We start from the raw sequence: 21,866 nt of genomic DNA on the forward strand, positions 1-21,866 counted from the left end.
TTCAATCAGATCATTGATCTAAATCTAATATAAGTTTTAGCGCTTTTTGATCGAATTTTCGGAGGTGATTCCATGGAGCCCAAATTTTGGCAGGAGCGCTGGGCGCGCAATCAGATTGGCTTTCACCTGCCCGAGGTCAATCCTTACCTGCTGCGGTATTGGCCTGTGCTTGGCCTTGCCCAGGGCGCCAAGGTGCTGGTGCCGCTGTGTGGTAAAAGCCTGGACCTGATGTGGCTGGCCAGCAACGGCTATCACGTATTCGGCGTTGAGCTGTCGGAGCAGGCGGTAGAAGCCTTTTTCAGCGAGCAGAACCTGACGCCACGCATCACTCGGCACGGCGTGTTCAAGGTGTACCAGGCTGATTTGATCGAAATATGGTGCGGCGATTTCTTTGCCTTGGATGCCGGGGCACTGGCTGACTGCACGGCGCTCTACGACCGTGCCGCACTGATCGCCCTGCCGCCGCTGATGCGCGCGCAGTACGCCGAGCAGTTGAACAGCCTGTTGCGGCCAGGCTGCCAGGGAATACTGATCACCCTGGACTACGACCAGACGCAAAAAGCCGGCCCGCCCTTTGCGGTGCCGGATGATGAGGTGAAGGTGCTGCTGGGTTTGCAGTGGAGCCTGGAGGTGCTCGAAGCCCAGGATATCCTGGGTGAGAGCTGGAAGTTCGTGCAGGACGGTGTCACGTGTCTTGAAGAGCGCGTTTATCGGCTCACCAAGGGGTAAAACCCGCGCGCAAAAAAGGGGCGATCCAATCGCCCCTTTTGCATTACCGGGTATCAGCCCCGACGACGCAGCGCGTCGATACGCTCTTCCAGCGGCGGGTGGCTCATGAACATGCGAGCCAGGCCCTGCTTGACACCACCGTTGATGCCAAAGGCGGTCAGGCTGTCGGGCATATGCACCGGTAGGCCCTGTTCGGAGCGCAGGCGCTGCAGCGCACTGATCATTGCACTGGTGCCAGCCAGGCGCGCGCCGGCTTCGTCTGCACGGAACTCTCGTTTGCGCGAGAACCACATCACAATCGCGCTGGCCAGGAAGCCCAGTACCACTTCGGCAAAGATGGTCGCTACGAAGTAGGCGATTCCGCGGCCGCCTTCGTTCTTGAAGATCACCTTGTCGACAAAGTTGCCGATGATCCGCGCAAAGAACATCACGAAGGTGTTCACCACGCCCTGCACCAGCGCAAGGGTAATCATGTCGCCGTTGGCTACGTGGCCGATCTCGTGCGCGAGGACCGCCTTCACCTCATCGGGTGAAAAGCGCTCGAGCAGCCCTTGGCTGACCGCCACGAGGGCGTCGTTCTTGTTCCAGCCCGTCGCAAAGGCGTTGGCCTCGTAAGCAGGGAAAATCCCGACCTCGGGCATTTTTATACCTGCTTCTTGAGACAACTGCTCCACGGTCTGCATCAGCCATTGTTCATGGCGGGTGCGTGGTTGAGTGATGATCTGGGTGCTGGTGCTCATCTTCGCCATCCACTTGGAGATGAACAGCGAGAACAGCGAACCGGCAAAACCAAAGACCGCACAGAAAATCAGCAGCTGATTGAGGTTCAGATCAACCCCGTTGGCCGCCATGAACCCGTTGAAGCCGAAAAGGCTCAGGGTGATGCTGGCAATCAGCACGACCGCCAGGTTGGTGGCCAAGAACAGCAGGATGCGCATCATGGTTGTAGAGTTCTCCTCATGCTTAATATGTCGCGTACTGCGGGGTATATAAGGTGCGGCTTGGGGTGATTCAACCGAGCGACTATTTCAAACTGTGTCCTACAGCCTGAATGTAGAGCCTTGAAGGGATTTTCCGATGACGGATGTTATCCGTGAAAAGCTATTTTTTGCCTTGCGGCCCCGTAACCACAGGGGCTTGTGGATGTAGAAACGCAAATGCAGTACGGGGAAAGTGCACAGCCAGAGAAGTGTTGCCAGATAATCGCTGTACGACCGAATGCCGGTCGTACAGCGCCACGTCGGTTACTGGCGATAGGACTTGAGGAAATTGCCGATACGGCCAATGGCCATGTCCAGGTCATCCACGCGGGGCAGGGTCACCACTCGGAAGTGATCCGGCCACGGCCAGTTGAACGCCGTGCCCTGGACCACCAGCAGCTTTTCCGAGAGCAGCAGGTCGAGCACGAATTTCTCGTCGTTGAGGATCGGGCAGACCTTCGGGTCGATCCTCGGGAAGGCGTACAGCGCGCCCATGGGCTTGACGCAGCTCACGCCCGGGATTGCATTGAGCAGCTCCCAGGTACGGTTGCGCTGTTCCAGCAGGCGGCCCTGGGGCAGGATCAGGTCATTGATGCTCTGGTAGCCGCCGAGGGCGGTCTGGATTGCGTGCTGGCTCGGCACGTTGGCGCACAGGCGCATGTTGGCCAGCATGTCGATGCCTTCGATGTAGCTCTGGGCATTGTGCTTGGGCCCGGAAATCGCGATCCAGCCGGAGCGGAAGCCCGCCACGCGGTAGGACTTGGAGAGGCCGTTGAAGGTCAGGCACAGCAGGTCCGGCGCCAGGGAACCGGTGCAGATATGCACCGCATCGTCGTAGAGGATCTTGTCGTAGATCTCGTCGGAGAACACCACCAGGTTGTGCTGGCGTGCCAGCTCGAGCATGCCCAGCAGCACTTCCCTGGAGTACACCGCACCGGTGGGGTTGTTCGGGTTGATGATCACCAGGGCCTTGGTGTTCGGCGTGATCTTGGCCTTGATGTCGGCCAGGTCCGGGAACCAGTCGGCGCCCTCGTCGCACAGGTAATGCACCGGGTGGCCGCCGGCCAGGGTCACGGCGGCGGTCCACAGTGGGTAGTCCGGTGCTGGCACCAGCACTTCGTCGCCGTTGTTGAGCAGGGCCTGCATGGACATCACGATCAGCTCGGACACACCATTACCCAGGTAGATGTCTTCGATGCCGACGCCTTCGACCTGCTTCTGCTGGTAGTACTGCATCACGGCCTTGCGCGCGCTGAACAGGCCCTTGGAGTCGCTGTAGCCCTGGGCGGTGGGCAGGTTGCGGATCACATCCTGGAGGATTTCATCCGGCGCTTCGAAACCAAAGGGCGCCGGGTTGCCGATGTTCAGCTTGAGGATGCGATGGCCTTCCTCTTCCAGGCGCTTGGCGTGCTTGAGCACCGGGCCGCGAATGTCGTAGCAGACGTTGGCGAGCTTGTTCGATTTGCTGACCTGCATGGCGATGTGATCCTGAAAATGAACGATCCAGACGGTGTGGGCACTACCGTACTGTGAATGCTGCAAGGCCCGCACCCATAAATACGTTTGAATGCCGGTAGCGCGGGTGCCAGACTGGCGTTTTGAAGAGGCGCAATCATACGTGCCGCCTGATCCGTGGAAAAGATACAGATCAGGCTTTTTCAGTTGCCGAGGTGTACCGATGGAAAAGTTGCAGAAAACCGTTGAAGAATGGAAGGCAATGCTCGATCCAGAGCAGTACAACGTGTGCCGCCTCAAAGGCACCGAGCGTCCTTTCAGCGGTAAGTACAATGAGACCCGGACCGATGGCGTGTATCACTGTATCTGCTGCAATGAGCCGCTGTTCGATTCGACCACCAAGTTTGACTCCGGCTGCGGCTGGCCGAGTTTCTACGCGCCGATCGCCGACAGTGCAATGATCGAGATCCGTGACGTCAGCCACGGCATGATCCGCACCGAAGTCACCTGCGCCAAATGCGATGCGCATCTGGGCCATGTGTTCCCGGACGGTCCGCCGCCGACGGGGCTGCGGTATTGCATCAACTCGGTGTGCCTGGAGCTTGTACCCCGTTAACTCGACTGACGGCGGGCGCCTGTAGGAGCGAGCTTGCTCGCGAAAGTCGTCAACGATTACACGGGCATTCTGGTTCAGCCCGGTGTCCTTGAGTTTTTCGCGAGCAAGCTCGCTCCTACAGAGTGTTGATGAGGTGTCATCAGTGTGGTCAATTAAATTGCACGCAATTGAATTGCCTACTATGTTTCATCCTCTTTCTTCCTTATCGAGGCACTGCCATGAGCAACAACCTGCTGAGCATCCCTTGCACCACCATCAAGGGTGAGCAAAAGACCTTGGCCGATTTCGCCGGCAAGGCCGTCCTCGTGGTCAACACTGCCAGCAAATGCGGCTTCACCCCGCAGTACAAGGGCCTGGAGCAACTCTGGCAGCAGTACAAGGACCAGGGCCTGGTGGTATTGGGCTTTCCTTGCAACCAGTTCGGCAAGCAGGAGCCCGGTGACGAAGGTGCGATTTCCGAATTCTGCGAGCTGAACTTCGGTGTCAGCTTCCCGTTGTTCAAGAAGATCGACGTCAATGGCAGCGATGCCCATCCACTGTTCGTGCAACTGAAAAAACAGGCGCCGGGGCTGCTGGGGTCCAAGGGCATCAAGTGGAACTTCACCAAGTTCCTCATCGGCCGCGACGGCCAGGTGGTCAAGCGCTTCGGTCCTGCCACCAAGCCGCAGGACTTGACCCAAGAGATCGAAGCCTTGCTCAAATGACCGACTTGCCCAGTGTGTCCCTGGCCCTGGACAACCAGCTGTGTTTCAAGCTCTACGCTGCGTCACGTGCTGTCACCCGCGCTTATAAGCCGATGCTCGACCAGTTGGGTCTGACCTACCCGCAATATGTGGTGATGCTGGTGTTGTGGGAGTGGCACGCCACGCCTGCGCTGCAGCCGACGGTCAAGGCCCTGGGGGAGCGCCTGATGCTCGACTCAGGCACGCTGACGCCGCTGCTCAAGCGCCTTGAACAGCTTGAGTTAGTGACGCGTCGGCGCAGTGCCAGGGATGAGCGTGAAGTGCACTTGAGCCTGACCGAGGCCGGTGTGCAACTGCGGGACCAGGCCCATGGCCTGAAGACCCGCCTGTTGTGTGATCGCGGCATCGACCTGAATCAAGCCGATGCCTTGCGCGATGGTCTCGACCAGTTGCTTGTGCAACTTAAAGACTTGTCGTCCCAGGCACCCACAAGTCCAGCAGGGCATTGAGTTCTTCGCGGCGGAACGGCTTGGCCAGGTAATCATTCATCCCCGCCGCACGGCAGCGCTCGCGCTCTTCGGACAGGGCATTGGCGGTCAACGCGACAATCGGCAGGTCCGGCCAGCGTCCGCTGCGCCGAATCTGCCGGCTGGCCTCATAGCCATCCATCACCGGCATGTTGCAGTCCATCAGCACCATATCGAAGCGCTGTTCTTCAAGAAACTTGAGCGCTTCGCCACCGTGGGCGGCCACGATCACTTCGCAGCCCAGTTTGCTGAGCATGCCCTTGGCCACCAGTTGGTTGACCGGGTTGTCCTCCACCAGCAGGATGCGCGCCCGATGTGCGAGCGGTGCGGCATCCACTTGGACGGGGTCAAGCACCAGGTGCGCGTCGGTGCGTAAGTTGCGTTGCAGGATCTGGTACAGCGCGTTGCGGCTCAAGGGGCGTGCCTGTTGGTGCAACGGCGCCAGTGCCGCCACTTCTTCGCTGGGCATGAAGTTGCCATAGGCGGTCACCAGCAGGATGGGCGCGGTAATGCCCGGCCGTATGCGGAACAGGCATTCCGGGCAGTCGGTAATCAGCAGGTCGGGGGTTTGCCCGCTCAAATCGTCATCCATGGTGAAACAACGCAGGGACAGTCCCCAGCAGGGCAGCAGGGTCGTGAGCAACTCTGTCAGGCCGCTGCCGGCGTTGGTGATGGCGATGACCTCGCCTTTGAGAGGCGCTGGCTGCACTGCGGGCAAATGGGCGGGCAGTGGCAGGTCTGCGCAGAACTGGCTGCCAAAGCCCACTTCCGAGCTGATACTCAAGCGCCCCTTCATCGCTTCGCACAGGTTGTGCGTCAGTGCCAGGCCCAGGCCCGTCCCGCCATACTGGCGAGTGATGCCGGCGCCGGCCTGGGTGAACGGTTGGAAGATTTTCACCTGCGCTTCCTGAGCAATACCGATGCCGGTATCGCAGACTTCAATGCGTACGCCGCCGTCGTGGGTACCCAGGCGCACATCAACCCGACCAAAGCGGGTGAACTTCAAGGCGTTGGAGAGCAAGTTGCTGACAATCTGCCGCACACGGGTCGGGTCACCGAGCACCTGGGCCGGGAACTGCGGGTCGATCAGGCAGCTCAGCTCCACGCTCGGTGCGGCGTTCTGCGATAACAGGTTGGCGGTGTCTTCCACCAGCGCGCCGAGGTCGAAGGGGATACGCTCCAGCTCCAACTGGCCGGCGTCGAACTTGGACAGGTCGAGAATATCGTTGAGCAGTTCCACCAGCACTTTGCCGGAGTCATGGGCGATAGACAGTTGCTGGCGTTGTTCGGCGTTCAACGGGCTGTCCAGCGACAGTGCGATCATGCCCAGCAGGCCGTTGAGCGGGGTGCGGATTTCGTGGCTCATGTTCGCCAGGAAGGCCGCCCGGGCCTGTGCCATGCCCAATGCATGCATCTTGGCGGCTTCCAGCTCATCGTTGGACTGGGTCAGCCGCTGGTTGCTGGCCTTGAGTTCAAGGGTGCGCGCGGACACGATATGTTCCAGTTGCCCCAGGTATTCGGTCAGCCGATCCTCGGCGTGGCGGCGCTGCTGGATTTCGGTTTCCATGTTTTCGAATTGCTGGTTGGCGACGTCCACCAGCACGCCGATTTCATCGTGCTCATGCCCTGGCGGGCAGTCCAGGCGTGCCTGCTTGCGGGTACTCAGCTCACGAATAATGCGCACCAGCGGTTGGGTCAGCATGACGTAGAACAGGCCCAGCAGAATCCCGGTCAGCAGCAGGCTACGCGCGAACCCGTTGAGCAGGGTGATCTCGGCGCGGCGCAGGAACCGGCTGCCAAAGGCGTAGGTGTCGACGTCCAGGCGCAGTACGCCAAGTGACTCGTTGGGCATGTGGCTCAGGAACAGTTGGTCTTCGAACTGGCGGTTGGCGCCAAACATGAAGTCACTGATAGGCCGGTAGGTGCTTTCCTTGCGTGGCCGGTCGACATCGGCCAGCACCACGCCGTTGTTGTCGATCAACTGCGCGCGAATGATGGCGGGGGAGTGCAGCAGGCCCAGGGTCAGTTCCTGGGCCAGTTCGGCATCGATGTTGTAGGCGATACGTGACGCGGGGTTATGGCTGATTTCGATCAGCGAACGTATTTCGCGGTTGATGGATGCGTCTTCGCTGGCATAATCAATGCCGATTTGGATCAGGCTGAGCAAGGTTCCCAAGACGAAACCGACCAGCACCGTCAATCTGGCTTGTTTATAAGACAAGCGGTGGGCGAACTTGATATCCATTGAGTGTTGAACCACTTCACGTTTCCCTTCGCCCGGCAAGCATAGCTGAACATCCACACGCCCAGGCCTGCCCGGCATGAAACGTTTTTACGCAGCCCCAAGCGGTCTGTCGCAGGGTTGCCAATACGCCATCTTTTGCAAGAACTTGCCAGAGGAATAATCGTGGATTCTCGATTGAGTGCCTTTCTGGAGCGAGCCGATGCCGTGCTCGCCCGCCTGGAACCCTTGTTGCCCGCGCCGCGCCAAACCATCGACTGGAACCAGTGCCTGGCCGCCCGCTGGCAGCGTGAGGGCCGCAGTGGCTTCCTGTTGCCGCTGGACGTGAGCCTGGACATGCGCTTGTCCGACCTGATCGGCGTGGACAAGCAACGTGAAACCCTGGCGCGCAACACCCAGCAGTTCCTGGATGGCCTGCCTGCCAACCATGCGTTGCTGTGGGGGTCGCGGGGCACCGGTAAATCGTCCATGGTGCGCGCTTTGCTCGCTCAACACGCCAAGGCCGGTCTGCGCCTGATCGAAATCGAGCGTGACCACTTGGCCGACCTGCCGCGGGTGGTCGAGCAACTGCTCAAGTTGCCGCAACGTTTCATCCTGTTCTGCGACGACTTGTCGTTCGAAGCCGGCGAAGGCGACTATCGGGTGCTCAAGAGCGTGCTGGATGGCTCCCTGGAACAGGCCCCTGAAAACGTGCTGCTGTATGCCACGTCCAACCGCCGCCACCTGGTGCCGGAAAACCAGAGCGACAACGATAACTGGAAGCGCGTGGACGGTGAGTTGCACCCGAGCGAGGCGGTGGAAGACAAGATTGCCTTGTCCGACCGCTTTGGCTTGTGGCTGTCGTTCTACCCGTTCACCCAGGAACATTTCCTGGACGTGGTCGAGCACTGGATCGGCGAGCTGGCGAACAAGGCGGGTTTGCAGTGGCAGCGTGATGAGGACCTCGACATTCTCGCCGTGCGCTGGGCCACCGGGCGCGGCAACCGCAACGGTCGTTGCGCGTATCAATTCGCCCGTTACTGGGTGGGTCTCAAATTGCTGGAGCGTCAACCATGATCGATTTACAACAGGCCGGCACCGGCCTCGGTGGCTATGCCTTGCTGAGTGCCCAGCTGGAGTCGCTGCTGGCCGATGAGCGTGATTTCATCGCCAACAGCGCCCAGTTTTCGGCTTTCCTGTTCAGCCAGCTGGATGACCTGAACTGGGCGGGCTTTTACCTCAACCGCAATGAAGAGCTGGTGCTTGGCCCGTTCCAGGGGCAGATCGCCTGTGTGCGTATTCCGTTCGGCCGTGGGGTGTGCGGCGCGGCCGCGGCCTCGCGGCAAACCCAGCGAGTAGACGATGTGCACGCGTTCCCCGGGCATATCGCCTGTGACAGCGCGTCCAACAGCGAACTGGTGGTGCCACTGGTCAAGGACGGCACATTGATTGGTGTCCTTGACCTCGATAGCCCGTCGTTGGCCCGCTTTACCCCCCAGGATCAGGCCGGTATCGAACAGCTGGCGGCGATTTTCCTGCGTTTGACCGACTGCTGATCGAAATAGGTGCGCAGCCCCGCCCCTTATCGGCCATCCAGTTCGTCAAGCCGCACTTGCAGCATCCTCTCCAACTCCAGCATCAGCTTCTCCAGGGATTTCACCCCCGCTTCGATCAGGGGCCGATCATCGCCCCGGGCACAGGCCTGTTCGACGGCTTCGCATTGCGAGGCCAGCGCAGAGGCTTGAACGATGCGCGCGGCCCCCTTGATCTTGTGAGCCTGTTCGATGATCTCTTCGGGCAAGGCCTGCGCAGCGATCAGTGCAACCAACTCCTGGCGATCCTGGCGACTGCTGCTCAGCAACTCCTCCAGCAAGAGACGGCTCATGTGCGGATCGCCACCGGTGAGGGCCTCGAAGTTGCCGATGTCCAGGGTCATGCCGCTGGGTTGAGGACTGATTTTCGCCAGTTGCAGCTCCAGCGCCGTAAGGTTGATGGGTTTGAACAGGCAGTCATTCATGCCCGCCTGCGCACAGCGTTGTTTCTCTTCGGGCTGGGCATTGGCGGTAAAACCCAGTACCACGCAAGGCGTCAGTTGTTCGCGCTCCTCGTATTCGCGGATCGAACGACTCAGTTCGTAGCCATTCATGATCGGCATGTTGCAATCGGCGATCACCAGGTCAAAGTGCTCCTGGCGCCAGGCCTGGAAGCCGGAGGCGCCGTTCCGGGCGGCGGTGTACTGATGGCCCAGGTAGCCGAGCTGCTGGCACATCAACAGGCGATTCGCCGGATGATCGTCCACCACCAGCACATTGAGCACCGGCACGTTCGAGGTCTCGGCGGGCTTGGGTTCTTCGGCCACCTGCAGCGCCTGCAGGCGATTCATCTTCAGGCTCACATGCACCTGGGTGCCCACCATGGGCACGCTGCTCAGGCTCAGTTGCCCGCCCATCATCGCGCACAGGCTGCGACAGATCACCAGCCCGAGACCCGCACCGCTCCTGGCCAGCTGTCCTGAGTTGTCCGCCTGGGCAAAGGGTTCGAACAGGCGCATCTGGTCGTCCCGGCTGATACCGATGCCGGTGTCCTCCACCACCAGTTTCATCTCGACCTGCTGCGGCAGTTCGGTGGCCGATACTTCCACCTTGATCTTTACCTGGCCACGTTCAGTGAACTTGATGGCGTTGCTGATCAGGTTGGACAGCACCTGCTTGAAGCGCAGCGGGTCGATCAGCACTTCGGTGTGTTCCAGATCAGGCGTGAACTCCAGCAACAGGCTAAGGGTCTTCTGGCGTGCCAGGCCGTCGAAGACACGCACCACCGACTCGATCACCTCCCTCAGGTTGACGCGTTCCGGTGCCAGGCTGAGGCGACCGGATTCAATCCGCGCGATGTCCAGGATGTCGCCGATAAGCTCCAGCAGATCCTTGGCCGAGTTGTAGGCGACTTCGATGGCCGGGCGGTCGAGGTGGCCCTGGTCCGCCCGCTTGAGGGTCAGCTCGAGCATGCCGATCACCGCGTTCATCGGTGTGCGGATTTCGTGGCTCATGGTGGCGAGGAACGTGCTCTTGGCCCGATTGGCTTCGTCGGCTCGCTCCTTGGCGGTGCGGAGTTCGTCGAACAACTGGCGTCGCTCACTGATATCGATCCAGCCACCGATGATGCCCTGGACTTCACCGACGGAGTCGCGGTACGGCAGGATCCAGTGGTAGATCGTCAGTTTTTTTCCGCGAATATGCAGGGTGCGGTCCAGGATCAACGGGTTGCCCTCGGCCACCACGCGCTGATAGTCGGCATGGTATTGCGCCGCCTCGACTGCGAGGGCTGTGCTGATCTGGACCGCGCTTTTACCTATCACGTCCTCGCGCTTGACGTCGAACGCCTGCAGGTAACTGTCGTTGCAGGTCTGCAGCAGCCCCTTGTTGTCACGCACGTAGATCGGGTGTGGGGTTTCATTGACCAGGGCGCGCATGAACTCGAACTGATCATTGAGGGCGCGCTCGGCCATTTTGCGGTGCTTGATCTGGCGGCGCATGTACGCGTTCCAGCTCAGGGAAATCAGCAGCAGCAGGCCGGTCCCGATGACGATGCGCGCAATCAGTTGGTGATAGTCGCGCCAGTAACTGTCCGAGGCCGCGGTATAACCGCGCCAACGACTGTTGATCACGCCGAGTTCGTCCGGGGCGATGCTGAGCAACGCCTTGTCGAGAATCGAGCTGAGTTCGGTGGCGCTGCGGGATGTCGCCAGCCCGAAGGTGGCCGGCATCGTGCCAATGCTGAAGCTGATTTGGATCTTGTCCTGGAGTATCTGCGAGGACAGGAAGTAATTGGCGACCACCAGGGTATTCACCGCGCCCTCTACATGGCCTTGTACCAGCAGTTCGGCTGACTTGAACGTGTCGCCGGTATCTACCAGCTGAATCTTTGGGAAGTGCTCACGCAGGAATTTTTTCAGCGGACTGCCCTGCGTGATTGCCAGGCGCTTGCCCTCCATTTCCTCCAGGCCCGTAGGGGCCTGGCCATCCTTGCGTGTCAGCATCACGTAGGAGTTTTCCAGGTAGGGACGACTGAAGTTCAGTTGGGCTTCTCGCTCGACGCTGGGGATGATTGCGCCGACGATGTCCGCTTTGCCGCTCTCTACATGCTCGATCATGGTGTTCACATCACGCCCGCGCTGGATCTCGAAGCGCAGCCCGGTGCGCAGGCGAATCAGTTCCAGCAGGTCGGCGGTAATGCCGCGAAAATTGCCATCGGCGTCGAAGAAGGTCAGCGGCGCAAAGGTAGGGTTCACGATCACTTTGACGACCGGGTTCTCCCTCAGCCAACGTTCTTCGCGAAGGGTCAGTTGCAGCTTTTGGTCGGTCAGGAGGATGTCGCTGCCGGCACTCCAGCGTTTGGCAATGGTTTCCCGTTCGGCAGCGGGCACGGCCCTCAGGACGGCGTCGACGATGCTCAACAGCGTCTGCTGTTCCTGGGGCATGGCAAAGCTGAATCCATAGGCTTCATGTTTGCCGAAGTTCGCCATGCGAATGTTTTTCAGGTAACCCTTGTTGATCATGTAGTGGGTGGAAATGGTATCGCCGAGAAAGACGTCTGCCTGGTCGAAGGCCACTGCATTCAAGGCGTTTTGATAAGAAGGGTAGGCACGGATGATTGCCTTGGGGTAGAGCCTTTCCACTTCGTGCAGTGGCAGATAGTGATAGACCAGTGCCAGGCGCATGCCGGCCAGCCCATCAGTCAGGCTGCGGGTTTCGCCTTCGCGGGTCACCAGCACTGGCCGGTCCACGGCGTACGGCTCCGACAGGGTCAGGTTGGGATTTGCCGCTTCAAAGCTGTTGGAGGAACCCAGTAAATCGATTTCACCCGCTTCGAGGGCATGAATGGCGGCCTCTCGGGAGGGGTAGCGCAACACTTTTACCGGCACGTCCAGCGCCATTGCCAGCAAGCCGGCGTAGTCGGCGGTGAGTCCCTCATAGTCACGCCCGCTGGAGGTGAGGTCAAAAGGCGGGTAGTCAGGAAACGCCGCGCCCAGTACCAGTTCGCGTTTGTTCTGGAGCCATTGGCGCTGGGCCTTGTTCAGGTAGGGTTCCAGCTGCACGGAGCTCGCACGACTCAAAAGGTTGAAATGCTCCGGGCTCGCTGGAGGGGTGGCAGGCACGGCGGTGCTGAAGCACAAACCGGCACTCAATATAATCAAATAGTCCTTTATACGCCTGGGCATCCTGTTTCTCACACTAGCGCGTTCCGTTTTGCCATCTCGATAAGTTCTACCAAGGACTTGGCTTGAAGTTTCTGCATCAGCCTCTTTTTATAAGTGCTTACTGTTTTGTTGCTCAAGAACATACCTTTGGCTATTTCCTTGTTGGTGCGGCCTTGTGCGAAAAGTTGCAATACCATCAACTCCCGATCGTTAACCGCCTTGAACAGTTCAAGTTCCTTGCAGGCCTCATCGTTGGTGTTCAAGGCTTGGCTGGGGAAGTAGTTATAACCGGACAGTACAGCGCGGATGGCGCTCATCAGCTCGCTCAGGTCACCTTCCTTGCACACGTAGCCATCGGCTCCCGAACGCATGCAACGCGTGGCAAACAGGGTGGGGGATTGAGCCGTCAGCACCAGGGTTTTCATCGACGCGTTCATGGCGTTGAATCGGCAAAGCACTTCCAGCCCGTCGAGTTTTGGAATGCTGATGTCGAGGATGATCAGGTCCGGCATGCATTCGCGGACCATTTGGATGGCGTCGCATCCGTTATCCGTTTCGCCGACTACTTTGAAATTTTCTTCGTGTTCCAACAACATTCGTATGGCAAGTCTTATAACCGGATGGTCGTCAATAATAAAAACTGTATTCATGATCATATTCCATGCAAGTACAAATAAAGCGGGCACATTAGCTCAGAAGCCGATGGATAAGCATGAACTTGGGGGGTGGCAGGTATAAAACAGGAAAGTTCCTACATTAAAAAAGGTAAAAGCCTACCTGTCTCTAAGGAGCTGTAACGCAAGAGGCCAAGGTTCCGCAGGGGCATGGGCCGAAGGAACATGGCAAGGACTTTACAGTGGTTATGCGCGATTTTTCCGACCGGTCGATCTGTTTAAAGTCCTACATTTATAACGTGAGTAATGTATGGGTCAAACGTGCAAGCTCATCTTTATTCAACGGCTTTGGCAAGTAACCGAGCAATGGCAGGCCACGTTTGAGGGCTTGGGTTTGCAACGCTGAAAGTTCTGCCTCGGGAAGTCCGCTGAGCAAGATGGCGGCCTTGATAAAGCATTGGCGACTGGCGATTTCAATCAACTCAAGACCGGGCAGGTCGGGCAGGCACTGGTCACAGAGGATGATGTCGAAGGGAGCCTCGGCCTGGGTCATCAAACGGATTGCCTGCTCGGCGTTTTCGGCCGGGGCCAGGTGCTCGAAGCCGAAGCTTCTCAGCAGGCATTGGGTGGCGAGGAGCTGAAAGGGATGGTCCTCCACCAACAGGATCCGAAAGGGGTAGTGGGGCATAGAAGGCACACGGTGAGTCAAGCGTCGATAGGGGGCACGTAGGAACTGTTCGCCAGACCTGCCCGGAGCGTGCGCGATTATTCTTCGGGCGCTTGTGCGAATTCGATCAGGCCGCTCTGTTCCCATCGTAGGCAGATTCTGTTCAGTGAACAGGCGGCGTGATCAGCCAGGTTATTGAGGGCTGGAGCGCCCGGTCATCTCCCGTGCCATCTCGGTGGCGTAGCTGTCGGTCATGCCGGCGATGAAGTCGATCATCCGCAGGAACGACCTGTGCAGCGGCCATGCAGGGTCCGGCGCGTTGTTGCCCAACAGGTCGAGAATGCGCCGGTTCTTGAACGACGGCGTGCGTCCGCCGTGCTGCTCCAGGGCCGCGCCGCAGAAGGCGTTCAACAGGATTTCCAGGGTGGTGTAGGCGCCGATCTCGTGGAGGGTCTTGCGCTTGTCCTGGAAGATTTTCTTGCGCGCCATGTCCTTGGCATCCAGCACGCAGCGTTTGGCGGGGCCGTGCATGTGCTCCACCAGGTCGCCGGGCAGGGTGCCGGCAAGCAAGGCCTCCTGTTGTTCGACGAAGGCGCGCGCCGCGGCGTTGGTCAAGTGCTCGATGGCCTTGCCGCGCAGGATCGCCAGCTTGCGTCGGCGCGAGTCCTGGGCGCCCAGTTGCCGGTAGGTCTGCGGCAGGTCGTCGCCCACCAGGTCGAGCAGCAGTGACTCGACTTCGGTGTACTCCAGCAGGTCCATTTCCAGGCCGTCCTCCAGGTCGATCAAGGCGTAGCAGATGTCGTCTGCCGCCTCCATCAGATAGACCAGTGGGTGGCGAGCCCAGCGTTGTTCCTCGAGTTGCGGCAGGCCGAGCTTGCTGGCGATCTGTTCGAGGATCGGCAGTTCGCTCTGGTAGCAGCCGAACTTGTGTTTCTTGTAACCCAGGGAATCGGCGTGGCGGGCGGTCCAGGGGTACTTGAGGTACGTGCCCAAGGTCGCGTAGGTCAGGCGCGTGCCGCCGTCGAACTGGTGGTATTCCAGTTGGGTCAGTACCCGGAAGCCTTGGGCATTGCTTTCGAAGTTGAGGAAGTCATTGCGCTCGGCGCTGCTCATGTCGTCCAGCCAGCCGCGCCCCGCTGCCTGTTGGAACCAGTGGCGGATGGCGTCTTCGCCTGAATGCCCGAACGGCGGGTTGCCGATGTCATGGGCCAGGCAGGCCGATTGCACCACCATGCCCAGGTCGCTCGGGTCACACCAGTCGGGCAGGGCGCTGCGCAGGGTTTCGCCCACGCGCATGCCGAGGGAGCGGCCTACGCAACTGACTTCCAGGGAGTGGGTCAGGCGTGTGTGGATATGGTCGTTGCTGGACACCGGGTGCACTTGGGTCTTGCGGCCCAGGCGGCGAAACGCGCCGGAGAAGATAATGCGGTCATGGTCTTTGTGAAACGGGCTGCGGCCTAGTTCTTCCGGGCTGTGCAGGGGTTTTCCAAGGCGTTCGCGGGTAAGCAGGGTGGGCCAATCCAAGGCGGGTACTCTCCGTACGGTGAATGACCCGCCCAGCTTCCCGGTTCCGCCTTGGCGGGGCAAGCGAAAATCTACAGGCCGGCCGCGTCGATATCGATTAACAGCAAGCGCTGACCGTTATCGAAGAATTGTCCGGCGGTGAGGCAGTACTGGTTGGTGGTGGCATCGCGGTAGGTCGAGGACAGCGTCAGGCGACGCTCCTCCCAACCTTCGGCCAGCAGGTGATAGAAGTACGGGCGCCATGACCAGTTGTGGCCCAGGTAGCGGCTGTCGGCCTGCCAGGCGTCCTGGCGCCATTCGAAGTTGGGGGTCAACTGGGTGCCATGCCGGTCGCATTGGTAAAAACGCAGCAGCCAGGGGAAGGCCGGCAGTTGGGGCAAGTGATCCAGCGGGGCTTGTGCCTGTGCCCAGGATTGCAGGATCTTCATCAGTTCGGTCAATTGCTGGCGCAGTTGCATGATGCGCCCGCGTTCGGCCAGCTTCTGCTGGACATACGCCGCGCGCAGTTGGTCAAAGCGCGGCACGAAGGCGTCGGTGGCGAACCAGTCCAATTGCGCCTGGGCAAACAGATAGCCCTGCACGTAGCGCGAACCGCATTCCAGGGCGAAGCTCAGCTGCGCCTCGGTTTCCACGCCTTCGGCAATGATCCAGCAGCCGGTCTTTTCCGCCATCTGCGCCAGCGCCCGCACGACGTCACTGCTCGGTCCGCCCCTGGCGGCTTGCTGGAACAGGCGCATGTCCAGCTTGAGGATGTCCGGCTGCAGCGCCAATACCCGGTCAAGCTGGGAATAGCCGGCGCCGAAATCATCGATGGCGATGCGCGCACCGGCCTCGCGATAACGTGCCACCACCTCGGCCAGGCGCTGGATGTCGCCGCCCAGTTCGGTGATCTCGAACACGATGCGCTGCGGGTCGACGCCATGGCTGTGGATCTGTTTGAGGCTTGGCAGCGCCTGGCCCGGACGCAATTGGTTGATCCAGCGCGGCGAGATATTCAGGCTGAGGAACCAGTCTTCGGGGGCTTCATGCAGGCGGCTTAACGCGTTGTCGCGAATCTGCCGGTCGAGACGGCGCAAGCTCGCGCCTGGCGTGCGTGGGTCGGCGAACAGCGGGCCAACGGACTGCAGGCGGCCATCAGCCTGGCGTAGACGCCCCAAGGCCTCGACGCCGGCAATGCGCCCGGTGGCGGTATCGATAAACGGTTGGAAGCAGGCGAGCGGTTGCCCGTCGATCACGGGGCCTCCTTAAAAACACTGGCGAAAAAAGACCCGGCCCTCGAAACGAGGACCGGGCCATTCTGTTAGCAAGAATGCAGCCAGCAGGCTCAACCTTTGCGTGAATTGCCCTGCATGGCCAGTTTGATCAGCGGGATCAGGCCGGCACCGAGGCGCACCAGGCGCGTCACACTGCTGATACCGCCGCCCTTGGCGCCCTTGCCGGTGAAGAAACCGATCAGGGTTACAGCGGCCACGCCCCACAGCGGCGCGTGCTTGATGCCCAGGCCGCCCTGAAAGTTTTGGCCCAGGTTGCGCACCTTGTTCAGCGGCGCCATCAATTGCTGGGATTCGTGGCGTATCTCCTGGCGGTGCATCTCCATGCGCAGGCGGATCAAGGCCTTGCGCATTTCCCGGCGGGAGGTTTGCTGGATTTCATTCGAGCTCATGGCAGCAGGCGCTCCCGATCATTGGCCAGCTCTTCAAGGGTGGCGTGGAACGGCGTGGACTCATCGAACACCGCCGCTTTCAAGCGCACTCCGCAGAAGGCAGCGGCCAGGCTGTAGAACACGCAGAGGCAGATGATCCCGGTCAGGCGGTAGCCGGTGTCCCATACCAGGATCATCACCAGTGTCGACAACCCCACCAGCAACAACAGGGCAAATACCAGCGCCAGGCCGGCAAACAGCAGCAGGCTGACGGTACGGGCCTTCTGCTCCTGCAATTCGATGCCAAACAGTTCGACGTGGCTGTGCAGCAAGCCAAGAACGGCCGCGCCCAGGCGTCGTGAGGTGGTACCCGTGGACGAGCCAGTTTCGCCGATAGACATGATTAGCGCCTTGTGGCCAGCAGGCCGATCAGAAAGCCCACGCCGGCGGCAATGCCTACCGACTGCCAAGGGTTGGCCTGCACGTAATCTTCGGTCGCGGTGACCGCCGCCTGGCCGCGTTCGCGCAGGGAGTCTTCGGTTTGCTTGAGGGTTTCGCGGGCCTGCAACAGCGTGTCATGAATCTTGGCGCGCAGCTCATCGGCCTGGTCGCCCGCAAGCACCTTGGTGTCGTCCAGCAACCTTTCGGTGTCAGTCACCAGGGTTTGAAAATCCGCCATCAGTATTTCTTGAGCAGTCTTTGCAGTTCTTCTGGCCATGGTTATCTCCGTGATTGGCTGATCGGTACGTGTGGTTTCGAGTCACCGGTATCGGTGAAGGTTCAGTGCAATTGTCTGGTACAGCTTTTGCTTTGCCTTGGTGCGCACGCCCCGTGGCTTGCGCTGAATCCGGGCGGTCGGGGCTCAGGTCTCGAAAAACCTTACCCTAAATAACTCAAACTCGCGGAAAAACCCTGTCGGCAACGGCCGGTTGTGTTGAACGCTGCGCTAAAGCGGTTCACGCCCTCTGAAGAGGGGCGGTGCCGGAGGTGCCAATTTAGTGCGCGCAACCCCTGGCTTGAACCGCTTTGGTGCTTTTTGCCTTACACAGGCCTGCCAACTTCAATGGAAAATCTGCAAAGTGCGGTGGACACTCTGGTCCACAGCTCCAATACCCTGTTTATCCTGATCGGTGCGGTCATGGTCCTGGCCATGCACGCCGGCTTCGCGTTTCTGGAAGTCGGGACGGTGCGCCAGAAAAACCAAGTCAACGCCCTGTCGAAGATCCTCAGCGACTTCGCCATCTCCACCCTGGCCTATTTCTTTATAGGCTATTGGATCTCCTACGGGGTGAGCTTCATGCAACCGGCGGCCGTGATCAGCGCCGATCATGGTTATGGCCTGGTGAAGTTCTTCTTCCTGCTGACGTTTGCGGCAGCGATCCCGGCGATCATCTCCGGCGGTATTGCGGAGCGTGCAAAGTTCGCTCCGCAGTTGTGCGCCACCGCGTTGATCGTGGCGTTTATCTATCCGTTTTTCGAAGGCATGGTGTGGAACGGCAATTTCGGTTTGCAGGCCTGGTTGCTCAAGACGTTCGGCGCCAGCTTCCATGACTTTGCCGGCTCGGTGGTGGTGCATGCCATGGGCGGCTGGCTGGCGCTGGCGGCGGTGCTGCTGCTGGGCCCGCGCAATGGGCGCTACCGGGAAGGGCGCCTGGTGGCGTTTGCGCCGTCGAGCATTCCGTTCCTTGCGTTGGGCTCGTGGATCCTGATTGTCGGCTGGTTCGGCTTTAACGTGATGAGCGCGCAGACCCTGGACGGCGTCAGCGGCCTGGTGGCGGTGAACTCGCTGATGGCCATGGTCGGCGGCACCGTCGCCGCCCTGGTGATCGGCCGCAACGACCCAGGCTTCCTGCATAACGGTCCGTTGGCCGGGCTGGTGGCGATCTGCGCGGGTTCCGACCTGATGCATCCGGTGGGCGCGCTGGTCACCGGTGTGGTTGCGGGCGGGCTGTTTGTGTGGTGCTTTATCGCCGCCCAGGACCGCTGGAAGATCGACGATGTGCTGGGGGTGTGGCCACTGCATGGCCTGTGCGGTGTATGGGGCGGGATTGCCTGCGGCATCTTTGGGCAAAAGGCGCTGGGGGGATTGGGCGGCGTGAGTCTGATCAGCCAATTGATCGGTACGGGACTCGGTGTGGTCGTCGCGTTCGGCGGCGGCCTGCTGGTGTATGGCGTGATCAAGCGCGTACACGGGCTGCGCCTGAGCCAGGAGGAGGAGTATTACGGCGCAGATCTGTCGATCCACAAGATCGGTGCGGTCAGTCAGGATTGATAGGCGCCTCTTCGTCGGTGCTCGGGTGCGTGTAGAAACCGTGCAGCAGGCGATAGCGGTTATGCCGGACTTCATCGACCCGCGCCTGCACCTGTTGGTCCGGCAGGCCCAGCAGGATCAAGGCGTGGGAGGCGAGCATCAGGCTTGACTCCAGCAGCTCGGGCACCACTTCGCTGGCGCCCGCGGCTTTCAATTCAGCCCACTGGCTGTCATCGCGGGTGCGCACCAGGATCGGCACGTCGGGGTTGATATGGCGGGCTTCCTTGAGCACCGCCAGGGCCACATCACTGTTGTCCACGGCAATCACCACCAGGCGCGCCCGTTCCAGGCCCACGGCACTGAGCAAGGCGCCACGGCGACAGTCGCCGTAATGCACGCTGCTGTCTTCGGTGGCGGCTTCCTGGACCCGTTCCGGGTCGTCATCCAGGGCGATAAACGCCTGTTGCTCATTGCGCAGAAAGCGCCCGATGGATTGCCCGACCCGGCCATAGCCGCAGATGACCGCATGCCCGTGTAATTGGGCGTTGAGGGCGGCAATTTCTTCAAGTTGTACCTGTTGGTTGGGCTTACGATGCAGGCGCAGGGCAATCGCCGGCGCGGCGCGCAACAGCAGTGGCGTCAACAGCATCGAACAGAACGTGGCGGCGAGCAGCAGACCGTTGAATTCATCGGGTATCAGCCGGCTCTGTTGCATCTGCGCCATCAGCGCAAAACAGAACTCACCGCCCTGGGCCAGGGCCAGGCCGCTGCGCCAGGCGGTTTCACTGTCGCTGCCGCGCAGCTTGACCAGCGCAGCCACCACACTGCCTTTGATCAGCATCAGCGCGAGGGTCATGCCGAGGATCAACAGACTGTGGCTGACGAACAACTGCAGGTCGATAAGCATGCCGATGCTGACGAAAAACAGCCCCAGCAGGATGTCGCGGAAGGGCCGGATATCCGCTTCGATCTGATGGCGGTAATGGCTTTCGCCCAGCAGCATGCCGGCCAGGAAGGCACCGAGGGCAGGCGAGAGGCCCAGCAGATGCGTGAGCCAGGCGGTCAGCAAGACGATCACCAGCGCCAGCAGCACAAACAGCTCCGCCGAATGGGAAGCGGCGACCTCATGAAACAAGCGCGGCAATAACCAGCGGCTGGCGAGCAACAGGCCCACGAACAACACCACGGTTTTGCCCAGCGTCAGCGGCAACGCCCAGTACCAGGCCTGTTCGCTGCTGCCGGCGAACACCGGCACCAGCGTCAGCAGCAACACCGCCACCACATCCTGGAACAGCAACACGCCGATCGCGTTCTGGCCATGGCTGCTGAAGATTTCGCCGAGGCTGGTCAGTTCCTTGCTGACGATCGCCGTGGACGACAGCGCCAGCCCCGCACCCAGCAACAAGGCGATGCCCGGTGCCACACCGAAGGCCATCAACAGGCCCCCCAGCAGCACGCTGCACCCCAGCACCTGCAAGCTGCCGAGGCCAAACACCACGCGGCGCAGGGCGAGCATCCTGGTCAGGGAAAACTCCAGGCCCAGGGAAAACAGCAGGAACACCACGCCCAGTTCGGCAAGGTCGGGCAGCTCTTCGCTGTCATTCACCCAGTCCAGGGCAGTCGGCCCTACGGCCAGGCCCACGCACAGGTAGCCCAGCACGGGTGGTAGTTGCAGCCGGCGAAACAGCGCAATCACCACCAGGGATGAGGCCAGAATGATCAGCAGGTTGGCGAACACAAGCATCTCCGTTGCAGGGTGAGCGGGCAAAAAGCCGCGAGAATCGCTGAATCAGTTATAGGCCATGGTGATCTGGGTCAGGGTTTATTGTGGCCGGCAGGTTTCCGGGGAGCGAACGCTGTACCTGTGGCGAGCGGGCTTGCCCCGCGTTGGGCTGCGAAGCGGCCCCAAAACAAGCACCGTATTTCTGTCTGAAGGAGCGCGGTGGCACTACCGGGGCCGCTTCGCGCCCCAACGCGGGGCAAGCCCGCTCGCCACAACAAGCCCGCTCGCCACAGGTTTTTGTGAGGATTAGAATGCTTGTCTACTTACTGATCAGGGCCATTCGTCATGCTTCCTGAATGCCAGTTGTTCGGCACCCTGGGTTGCCATCTTTGTGAAATTGCCGAAGCCGAAATCATGCCGCTCGTCGAACGCGGGTTGCTGGTCGAGTTGGTTGATATCACCGACCCCGACGACCTGACCGACGCCTATGGCCTAAGGATTCCGGTGCTTCGGCGGGTGGACACGGGGGCTGAACTGGATTGGCCCTTCGATGCGGATCAGGTTGTCGCCTTCCTGCGCTGACGTTTATGCGATGGCGGGTTTCCGAATATTACGTTACTGTATGTTTGTACAGCGATTGAATAGAGGGAACGCCCGTGGTGAATGTTGAACAACTGAAAAGCAGCGTCAATCGCATGTCTGCCGATGTCGTGCGCGACGCGGTGAACGAGCTGCGCCTCGACGGCCTGGTCACGGAAGGCAAGACGCCGTTTAACAAAGTGCATTTCAATACCTGCTTTGCCGAGATCGAGGCGTTGTTCCAGCGCGCCGGTTATCACAAGCAGCTCGATGTGGTGGGTTACCAGGGCCTGTTGTACGCGCTTTACGATCCCGGCCGCTGGGAAGCGGTGGACGTGCTGCGCTGGCTCAAGGAGTTCACCGAGGCGGCGAGTGCTTCGCCGATCCTGCGCGCGGAATTGGCCAAGGCCTGAGATCCGCCCTAGGTTTCATCCCGCTTGATGCGGGATAATGCCCGC

Annotated in this window: 21 protein-coding genes; 9 read left to right on the top strand and 12 right to left on the bottom strand. The window is 60.4% G+C overall.

Annotated elements, in window-relative coordinates:
- Positions 1-72: 72 nt before the first annotated feature.
- On the top strand, positions 73-729 hold the full coding sequence (locus tag BFP99_RS10835; RefSeq protein WP_065947250.1) for a thiopurine S-methyltransferase: 657 nt from the start codon (positions 73-75) through the stop codon (positions 727-729).
- A 53-nt stretch (positions 730-782) separates the two neighbouring features.
- Here BFP99_RS10835 and htpX read toward each other — a convergent pair whose 3' ends face one another.
- Together htpX and BFP99_RS10845 are read right to left on the bottom strand one after the other, a co-directional pair.
- Positions 783-1,670, bottom strand: coding sequence for a protease HtpX (htpX, locus tag BFP99_RS10840; protein WP_027607000.1), 888 nt, complete (start codon positions 1,668-1,670; stop codon positions 783-785).
- Positions 1,671-1,973: 303 nt separating this feature from the next.
- Complete coding sequence (locus tag BFP99_RS10845; RefSeq protein WP_065924445.1) at positions 1,974-3,185, bottom strand: pyridoxal phosphate-dependent aminotransferase; 1,212 nt, start codon at positions 3,183-3,185, stop codon at positions 1,974-1,976.
- Between the two features lie 202 nt (positions 3,186-3,387).
- Between BFP99_RS10845 and msrB the strand changes: the two genes are divergently transcribed.
- The 3 genes from msrB to BFP99_RS10860 all read left to right on the top strand — a co-directional run bounded on the left by msrB (position 3,388) and on the right by BFP99_RS10860 (position 4,972).
- A complete protein-coding gene (gene msrB / locus BFP99_RS10850; protein ID WP_065947251.1) occupies positions 3,388-3,780 on the top strand; it encodes a peptide-methionine (R)-S-oxide reductase MsrB in 393 nt (130 codons plus the stop codon).
- Between the two features lie 218 nt (positions 3,781-3,998).
- Positions 3,999-4,484: a glutathione peroxidase gene (locus BFP99_RS10855; RefSeq protein WP_027607003.1), complete on the top strand. Its 486-nt coding sequence runs from the start codon at positions 3,999-4,001 to the stop codon at positions 4,482-4,484.
- Positions 4,481-4,972 (top strand): MarR family winged helix-turn-helix transcriptional regulator, encoded by a 492-nt coding sequence (locus BFP99_RS10860; RefSeq protein WP_065947252.1) that lies wholly within the window; start codon positions 4,481-4,483, stop codon positions 4,970-4,972. The genes BFP99_RS10855 and BFP99_RS10860 overlap by 4 nt, the downstream gene beginning before the upstream one ends.
- Here BFP99_RS10860 and BFP99_RS10865 read toward each other — a convergent pair.
- Complete coding sequence (locus BFP99_RS10865; protein ID WP_065924448.1) at positions 4,926-7,235, bottom strand: hybrid sensor histidine kinase/response regulator; 2,310 nt, start codon at positions 7,233-7,235, stop codon at positions 4,926-4,928. The genes BFP99_RS10860 and BFP99_RS10865 overlap by 47 nt on opposite strands.
- Positions 7,236-7,397: 162 nt before the next feature.
- Here BFP99_RS10865 and BFP99_RS10870 point away from each other — a divergent pair, with 162 nt between their 5' ends.
- Together BFP99_RS10870 and BFP99_RS10875 are read left to right on the top strand one after the other, a co-directional pair.
- Positions 7,398-8,288 (top strand): ATP-binding protein, encoded by an 891-nt coding sequence (locus BFP99_RS10870; RefSeq protein ID WP_027607006.1) that lies wholly within the window; start codon positions 7,398-7,400, stop codon positions 8,286-8,288.
- On the top strand, positions 8,285-8,767 hold the full coding sequence (locus BFP99_RS10875; RefSeq protein ID WP_065924449.1) for a GAF domain-containing protein: 483 nt from the start codon (positions 8,285-8,287) through the stop codon (positions 8,765-8,767). Before BFP99_RS10870 ends, BFP99_RS10875 begins: the two co-directional genes overlap by 4 nt.
- A 26-nt stretch (positions 8,768-8,793) precedes the next feature.
- Here BFP99_RS10875 and BFP99_RS10880 read toward each other — a convergent pair whose 3' ends face one another.
- The 8 genes from BFP99_RS10880 to BFP99_RS10915 form a co-directional block, all read right to left on the bottom strand.
- Positions 8,794-12,429 carry a transporter substrate-binding domain-containing protein gene (locus BFP99_RS10880; protein ID WP_083221162.1) on the bottom strand — a complete coding sequence of 1,212 codons (3,636 nt, stop codon included), beginning with the start codon at positions 12,427-12,429 and terminating at the stop codon, positions 8,794-8,796.
- An 8-nt stretch (positions 12,430-12,437) separates the two neighbouring features.
- The gene (locus BFP99_RS10885) at positions 12,438-13,058 is read right to left on the bottom strand and encodes a response regulator transcription factor (protein WP_065924451.1); all 621 of its coding nucleotides are present in this window, start codon (positions 13,056-13,058) and stop codon (positions 12,438-12,440) included.
- A gap of 256 nt (positions 13,059-13,314) precedes the next feature.
- Entirely contained in the window at positions 13,315-13,710 is a 396-nt protein-coding gene (locus BFP99_RS10890; RefSeq protein WP_065924452.1) for a response regulator, read from the bottom strand.
- A 171-nt stretch (positions 13,711-13,881) separates the two neighbouring features.
- The gene (locus BFP99_RS10895; RefSeq protein WP_065947254.1) at positions 13,882-15,213 is read right to left on the bottom strand and encodes a deoxyguanosinetriphosphate triphosphohydrolase; all 1,332 of its coding nucleotides are present in this window, start codon (positions 15,211-15,213) and stop codon (positions 13,882-13,884) included.
- 71 nt (positions 15,214-15,284) lie between these two features.
- Positions 15,285-16,448 (bottom strand): EAL domain-containing protein, encoded by a 1,164-nt coding sequence (locus BFP99_RS10900; RefSeq protein WP_027607012.1) that lies wholly within the window; start codon positions 16,446-16,448, stop codon positions 15,285-15,287.
- Positions 16,449-16,537: 89 nt separating this feature from the next.
- Positions 16,538-16,876 (bottom strand): hypothetical protein, encoded by a 339-nt coding sequence (locus tag BFP99_RS10905; RefSeq protein WP_027607013.1) that lies wholly within the window; start codon positions 16,874-16,876, stop codon positions 16,538-16,540.
- Positions 16,873-17,256, bottom strand: coding sequence for a phage holin family protein (locus tag BFP99_RS10910; protein ID WP_012723020.1), 384 nt, complete (start codon positions 17,254-17,256; stop codon positions 16,873-16,875). The genes BFP99_RS10905 and BFP99_RS10910 overlap by 4 nt, the downstream gene beginning before the upstream one ends.
- A gap of 2 nt (positions 17,257-17,258) precedes the next feature.
- Positions 17,259-17,573 (bottom strand): DUF883 family protein, encoded by a 315-nt coding sequence (locus BFP99_RS10915; RefSeq protein WP_012723021.1) that lies wholly within the window; start codon positions 17,571-17,573, stop codon positions 17,259-17,261.
- Positions 17,574-17,918: 345 nt separating this feature from the next.
- On the opposite strand from BFP99_RS10915, the gene BFP99_RS10920 reads away from it, so the two are divergent.
- Positions 17,919-19,127 (top strand): ammonium transporter, encoded by a 1,209-nt coding sequence (locus BFP99_RS10920; protein WP_065924455.1) that lies wholly within the window; start codon positions 17,919-17,921, stop codon positions 19,125-19,127.
- Here the strand turns inward: BFP99_RS10920 and BFP99_RS10925 are convergent.
- The gene (locus BFP99_RS10925) at positions 19,114-20,850 is read right to left on the bottom strand and encodes a cation:proton antiporter (protein ID WP_137212966.1); all 1,737 of its coding nucleotides are present in this window, start codon (positions 20,848-20,850) and stop codon (positions 19,114-19,116) included. The two genes, BFP99_RS10920 and BFP99_RS10925, sit on opposite strands and share 14 nt — an antisense overlap.
- A 324-nt stretch (positions 20,851-21,174) precedes the next feature.
- Here BFP99_RS10925 and BFP99_RS10930 point away from each other — a divergent pair, with 324 nt between their 5' ends.
- The gene (locus tag BFP99_RS10930) at positions 21,175-21,411 is read left to right on the top strand and encodes a glutaredoxin family protein (RefSeq protein ID WP_027607016.1); all 237 of its coding nucleotides are present in this window, start codon (positions 21,175-21,177) and stop codon (positions 21,409-21,411) included.
- 74 nt (positions 21,412-21,485) lie between these two features.
- Positions 21,486-21,821, top strand: a complete 336-nt coding sequence (locus BFP99_RS10935; RefSeq protein WP_010565034.1) for a hypothetical protein — start codon at positions 21,486-21,488, stop codon at positions 21,819-21,821.
- The last annotated feature ends 45 nt before the right edge of the window (positions 21,822-21,866 follow it).

Source organism: Pseudomonas sp. 1 R 17 (genome assembly GCF_900067035.1).
GTDB classification, from domain to species: domain Bacteria; phylum Pseudomonadota; class Gammaproteobacteria; order Pseudomonadales; family Pseudomonadaceae; genus Aquipseudomonas; species Aquipseudomonas marginalis.

Coding starts and splice junctions, on each gene's coding strand:
- BFP99_RS10835 (WP_065947250.1), top strand. CDS start 73: ATGGAGCCCAAATTTTGGCAGGAGCGCTGGGCGCGCAATCAGATTGGC.
- htpX (WP_027607000.1), bottom strand. CDS start 1,670: ATGATGCGCATCCTGCTGTTCTTGGCCACCAACCTGGCGGTCGTGCTG.
- BFP99_RS10845 (WP_065924445.1), bottom strand. CDS start 3,185: ATGCAGGTCAGCAAATCGAACAAGCTCGCCAACGTCTGCTACGACATT.
- msrB (WP_065947251.1), top strand. CDS start 3,388: ATGGAAAAGTTGCAGAAAACCGTTGAAGAATGGAAGGCAATGCTCGAT.
- BFP99_RS10855 (WP_027607003.1), top strand. CDS start 3,999: ATGAGCAACAACCTGCTGAGCATCCCTTGCACCACCATCAAGGGTGAG.
- BFP99_RS10860 (WP_065947252.1), top strand. CDS start 4,481: ATGACCGACTTGCCCAGTGTGTCCCTGGCCCTGGACAACCAGCTGTGT.
- BFP99_RS10865 (WP_065924448.1), bottom strand. CDS start 7,235: ATGGATATCAAGTTCGCCCACCGCTTGTCTTATAAACAAGCCAGATTG.
- BFP99_RS10875 (WP_065924449.1), top strand. CDS start 8,285: ATGATCGATTTACAACAGGCCGGCACCGGCCTCGGTGGCTATGCCTTG.
- BFP99_RS10880 (WP_083221162.1), bottom strand. CDS start 12,429: ATGCCCAGGCGTATAAAGGACTATTTGATTATATTGAGTGCCGGTTTG.
- BFP99_RS10885 (WP_065924451.1), bottom strand. CDS start 13,058: ATGAATACAGTTTTTATTATTGACGACCATCCGGTTATAAGACTTGCC.
- BFP99_RS10890 (WP_065924452.1), bottom strand. CDS start 13,710: ATGCCCCACTACCCCTTTCGGATCCTGTTGGTGGAGGACCATCCCTTT.
- BFP99_RS10905 (WP_027607013.1), bottom strand. CDS start 16,876: ATGAGCTCGAATGAAATCCAGCAAACCTCCCGCCGGGAAATGCGCAAG.
- BFP99_RS10910 (WP_012723020.1), bottom strand. CDS start 17,256: ATGTCTATCGGCGAAACTGGCTCGTCCACGGGTACCACCTCACGACGC.
- BFP99_RS10915 (WP_012723021.1), bottom strand. CDS start 17,573: ATGGCCAGAAGAACTGCAAAGACTGCTCAAGAAATACTGATGGCGGAT.
- BFP99_RS10920 (WP_065924455.1), top strand. CDS start 17,919: ATGGAAAATCTGCAAAGTGCGGTGGACACTCTGGTCCACAGCTCCAAT.
- BFP99_RS10925 (WP_137212966.1), bottom strand. CDS start 20,850: ATGCTTGTGTTCGCCAACCTGCTGATCATTCTGGCCTCATCCCTGGTG.
- BFP99_RS10930 (WP_027607016.1), top strand. CDS start 21,175: ATGCTTCCTGAATGCCAGTTGTTCGGCACCCTGGGTTGCCATCTTTGT.